The sequence below is a fragment of the Candidatus Micrarchaeota archaeon genome, from assembly GCA_028866575.1.
GTDB lineage: Archaea > Micrarchaeota > Micrarchaeia > Micrarchaeales > Micrarchaeaceae > UBA12276.
In genome coordinates, this window is sequence record JAGWHU010000022.1 from 1 (window position 1) to 4,329 (window position 4,329).

Sequence of the window (4,329 nt, forward strand, 5' to 3'; positions counted from 1 at the left end):
TTCTGGACTGCAGGGTACAGCAACGGAAGTGTTGGTCCAAGAGACGAGAAAACATTGCAGAATTACATACGAAAACAAGATATATCTATGCAAACAACACTTACCTGAATGATACCACGACCTTTAGGTCGTGGAGAAGGTCATTTTATCTTCAGTTGTCGGCTCCGCTAATACTGCACTTAGTTCTTCATCAGACGGCGGTTTTGAAGGCAACCTCATTTATGCACCTAACTACTAATTTAGTAGTAATTAGTAGTTATTAGTATATGAAGGTTCAGGTATATAAATCTTACTACTAATTTAGTATCTATTAGTAGTTATTAGTAATAGGAATTTTGTAGTGCAGTGGCTATGCAGAAAAATCCCTCTCCATTATTTGCCTTTAGCGTGCCTATGTCCGTTTAGGGAGGCCTGTCAGGATTGCTCAGTAGGCCTTTGCGAAATAGGCAACATTCACCGCTTCCTTGCCGCAATGCACGCATTTCCCGAAGGTTTTCTCGTTCTCAAGCCTTATGAGCCTGCATGTAGCGCCCGTTTCCTCCTTTATGAGCCTCTCGCACTCATCAGAGCCGCACCAGTTGGCCCTTATGAAGCCCTTCCTGGCCTCAAGCGCCCTCTTGAAGCCATCGTAGGACTTTACGCTGGTTATGCCCTTCCTGAGCCTTTTCCTTGCACTGGAGAACAACGCCTTCTGAATTGATCTCAATTCTGACCTTGCCTTCCTGATTAGGTCCTCCTCCTTCACTGTCGTTTTCTCGGAAGTGTCCCTCCTTGCAATCACAACCTGCCTGCCGTCTATGTCGCGCGGCCCTATCTCTATCCTGAGCGGAACCCCCCTGAGCTCCCACTCGTTGAACTTCCAGCCGGGGGTATAGCCGTCCCTTTTGTCAAGCATTGCCCTGAAGCCCCTGCTCGTGAGCTTTTTGAGTATCATATTGGAGTGCATTAGCACCCTGTCCTTGGTGTCGTCCCTGTATATCGGCACGATCACTATCTCAAGCGGTGCAACTTTCGGGGGCACTATGAGCCCCTTGTCGTCCCCGTGCGTCATTACAAGCCCGCCGAGGAGCCTTGTTGATATGCCCCATGATGTTGTATATGGGTTCTCCTCCTTGCTTTCCGCATTAAGGAACTTTACGCCAAACGGCTTTGAGAAATTCTGCCCAAGGTAATGGGATGTGCCGCACTGCAGCGCCTTCCCGTCAGGCATCAGCGCCTCGAGAGTCACAGTATACACTGCACCGGCGAACTTCTCCCTGTCCGACTTCTTCCCTACAAGGACAGGGATTGCAAGGTAGTTCTCCATGACATCCCTGTAGAATTCTGCTATCATCATCACCTCCTTCTCTGCTTCATCCGGGGTTGAATGCGCTGTATGGCCCTCCTGCCACAGGAACTCGCTTGTGCGGGTAAAGGGCTTGGTGTCCTTTATCTCGCTCCTGAGCACGTTGCACCACTGGTTGAGCAGCATCGGGAGATCCCTCCAGCTCCTTATCCATTTTGCGAAGAAGTAGTAGAATATGGTCTCTGACGTGGGCCTTATCGCAAGCTTCTCGCCAAGGTCGCTGTTGCCGCTTTTTGTAACCCAGTAAACCTCTGGGTTGAACCCCTCGAAGTGCTCCCCCTCAAGCTCAAGGAGGCGCGCGGGCACAAGCAACGGCATGTAGACGTTCCTGTGGCCCGTATCCTTTATCATCCTGTCGAATATCCTCTGTATGCCCTCCCATATCTCATACGATTCCGGGCGGAAGGCTATGCTGCCCTTCACAGGCGCATAGTCCGCAAGCCCTGCCTTGAGCACCACCTGCGAGTACCATTCAGGGAAGTTGGCATCCTTCCCTGCGGTAATGCTGTTCTCGTTGACCTTCTGCTTTTCCTCATCTGCCACTAAATCCACCGGAGATAGATAATTGATGCGAATGGCTATAAACCAGCACGCTCAGAGCATTGTCTTGATTATCGAATCAGCGGCTATGCCGTTCGGGCTGACCACCTTCTCGTTCTTCAGGGTGCCTAGCTCAGCTATGTGCCTCTCAGCCTCGCGGTCCTGTATCACTATTATCTTGTTGACGTCCTTGGCAATCGTCCTTATGACAAGGAGCGCATACACCAGCCTGGTGCTGTCCCTCAGGTCTATTATCACCTTGTCGGAGCTGTGTATCTGGAACTGCGACATGTCCAGTTCCGAGGTAGCATCGGCGACGTAAGTCCTGTAATTCAGCATGCGCAGCCTGTCAGCAACTACCTTGTCAGCTACAATCATTATGAATTTTGTGCCCTTTGAATACAGCTCCGACGCTATCGCGAGGTTTACGCCGTCGGTGCCTATGAGCACCACGTGACCCCTCAGATGCCTCTTCTCCGCCCTTGACAGCCTATTGGAAAGCTTCTCCATCCTATCATTCACGAACTCACCGGATATAAGCGTTATTATGCTAAGGAATATGCTCAGGCCTATCACTATCAGCAGCATCACGAACAGCTTAGCGAGCGGCGACACCGGCAGCACGTCCCCGTATCCCACTGTCGACATGGTCACTATGGTGAAGTAGGCTGCATCGAACGGAGACATGCCCCTCACGTTGAAGCCCCCGTACTGCGATATTATGTACGTTCCCAATACTCCGAAAACGAAGACCGCGAGTATCGCGCCGAAATAGATGATCTTAAGCTGCGAATCCATGCAAGACACCTGTCAAAACAAGCCTAGCAGGACAATTTCCAAAAGAAAATATAATAACCATTTGGTGCCCATAATAACAAAAGGTATTAATTAACGAAAACTTAATTCTGCTATGGCGCGATTGTAGTCTAGCCTGGTAGGACGTTGCCTTGCCAAGGCAGCGACCCGGGTTCAAATCCCGGCAATCGCAAATGAAATTTGCGAAGACAAAGTAGGGTTCAAATCCAATCTAAGCAGAAAATCGGGTTCGAATAAGCTTAAGTTTGTAGGCAAAACTGGAGAAAGGAGAGTGCCTTTCACAAACAATTCCCTATGCCATCCTTACATTGTTGAATATCTAAATACGAGCAGATTTAAGTCAATAGACCCTAACGAGCCATTATTCATCACAAAGGGTGGACTGGCCTTTGATTACAAGAACGTAAGGAGACTTTTAGCTCATCTGAAGGAACAGGTAAATGTAGATAATTATTTGTAGGCTCCGCCACGCCATTCAATCTCAAATATATGTATTTCCTTCAATTCCTATAACACAGTATAGCTTATCCTTATTCCTCCGATTCTTATTCTGTATGAGTCCTCTCCTCCGCTCAATTTCCTGACATCGTATGCTGCGGCTGGCACAGGCTCTTCCGCAAGTGCTATAATTACCTCTTTAATGCCCTTCTTATGGAAATCCGGCATCTTATCAATGGACTTCTCGACCTTCTTTGAAGCCTTGATTGAGAACAAGGGATCAGCCCAATTTCTTTATCAATTGGCCGCCAGTTATGTAATTGCCTAGCTTTATCTCCCGTTCTGCTTCTTCCATTGCCTTCTTCATCTTCTTTGACATCTTCTCTTTTGGAAGCAACTGCGCCCTAAGCCTAAGCAATTCCATCTCAAGGTCGTCCAGCTTGTCTAAAACCAGCTTCAGTTCTTCGGTCTTATATTTCATTTCAGTCTTTGCCCCGTTTCCCATTTAAATCAGTTATATTATGAACAAGTTAAAATAAAAGATTATGCTTGATTAAGCCTTTTTGATGCACACTACCCACAAGCTTCTTTAAGCGGATTTCAGCTAACCTATTTGCAGATAAATATTATAGCATCGGGTAATACCATGTCAACAACAGTTGCACATGGAACCCGAATGTCTAATGCTAGGCGATCGCAATCTGTTTCAAACCGTGTGAATTCCGGTAAACCATGCGCGGAATATGTGGCTTTATGGCTTTTTATCCCATCCATTAGCAGGCGATGCAATGGGAAAATACATGGTAAAATACAGGAGATCCGACAAGGAGCTTGAGTTCGAGACGATAGTGGAGGTAATGGCCCCTACGGTGAACCAGGCGATGATGAAGATAAAGGAAAACAGGGGAATGTACAAAGACCTTGCCTACAGCGATGTAGTGATACTGGGAGTGGAGAAGGTCTAGGGTTCCGATAAGGTTCATTATATTGACTTGCGCAGCTCATACAATCGGCCTTGGCCAGCTTGGCGCAATCGCAATCTTTAATATTTAGGCAAGAATTCCACGACTTTTAAGTCGTTGGATGAATTGCACAATTTATCTATTCCTTATTATTGAATTCTTATCAATGGTGGCGTTAGCCACCAGAGACAAGATCCCATGAATAGTGTAAACAGTACAAATAATATA

General features: G+C 47.2%; 5 protein-coding genes and 1 tRNA gene. 2 read left to right on the top strand and 4 right to left on the bottom strand.

Translation table 11 applies throughout. The features are described 5' to 3' along the window. Positions 1-424: 424 nt before the first annotated feature. Together proS and KGI06_05965 are read right to left on the bottom strand one after the other, a co-directional pair. Positions 425-1,849: a proline--tRNA ligase gene (proS, locus tag KGI06_05960; GenBank protein MDE1871753.1), complete on the bottom strand. Its 1,425-nt coding sequence runs from the start codon at positions 1,847-1,849 to the stop codon at positions 425-427. A 90-nt stretch (positions 1,850-1,939) separates the two neighbouring features. After that, a complete protein-coding gene (locus tag KGI06_05965; GenBank protein ID MDE1871754.1) occupies positions 1,940-2,683 on the bottom strand; it encodes an NAD-binding protein in 744 nt (247 codons plus the stop codon). A 117-nt stretch (positions 2,684-2,800) separates the two neighbouring features. On the opposite strand from KGI06_05965, the gene KGI06_05970 reads away from it, so the two are divergent. Beyond that, positions 2,801-2,873: transfer RNA gene (locus KGI06_05970), tRNA-Gly, on the top strand. Between the two features lie 335 nt (positions 2,874-3,208). On the opposite strand, the gene KGI06_05975 is transcribed toward KGI06_05970, so the two are convergent. Together KGI06_05975 and KGI06_05980 are read right to left on the bottom strand one after the other, a co-directional pair. Then, positions 3,209-3,415 (bottom strand): hypothetical protein, encoded by a 207-nt coding sequence (locus KGI06_05975; protein ID MDE1871755.1) that lies wholly within the window; start codon positions 3,413-3,415, stop codon positions 3,209-3,211. A gap of 4 nt (positions 3,416-3,419) precedes the next feature. Continuing rightward, positions 3,420-3,644 (bottom strand): hypothetical protein, encoded by a 225-nt coding sequence (locus KGI06_05980; protein ID MDE1871756.1) that lies wholly within the window; start codon positions 3,642-3,644, stop codon positions 3,420-3,422. Between the two features lie 283 nt (positions 3,645-3,927). Between KGI06_05980 and KGI06_05985 the strand changes: the two genes are divergently transcribed. Continuing rightward, positions 3,928-4,104 (top strand): hypothetical protein, encoded by a 177-nt coding sequence (locus tag KGI06_05985; GenBank protein ID MDE1871757.1) that lies wholly within the window; start codon positions 3,928-3,930, stop codon positions 4,102-4,104. Positions 4,105-4,329 lie beyond the last annotated feature (225 nt).

Excerpts from the sequence above, each read along its gene's own strand:
- KGI06_05965 (MDE1871754.1), bottom strand. The coding sequence starts at position 2,683 with ATGGATTCGCAGCTTAAGATCATCTATTTCGGCGCGATACTCGCGGTC.
- KGI06_05980 (MDE1871756.1), bottom strand. The coding sequence starts at position 3,644 with ATGGGAAACGGGGCAAAGACTGAAATGAAATATAAGACCGAAGAACTG.
- KGI06_05985 (MDE1871757.1), top strand. The coding sequence starts at position 3,928 with ATGGGAAAATACATGGTAAAATACAGGAGATCCGACAAGGAGCTTGAG.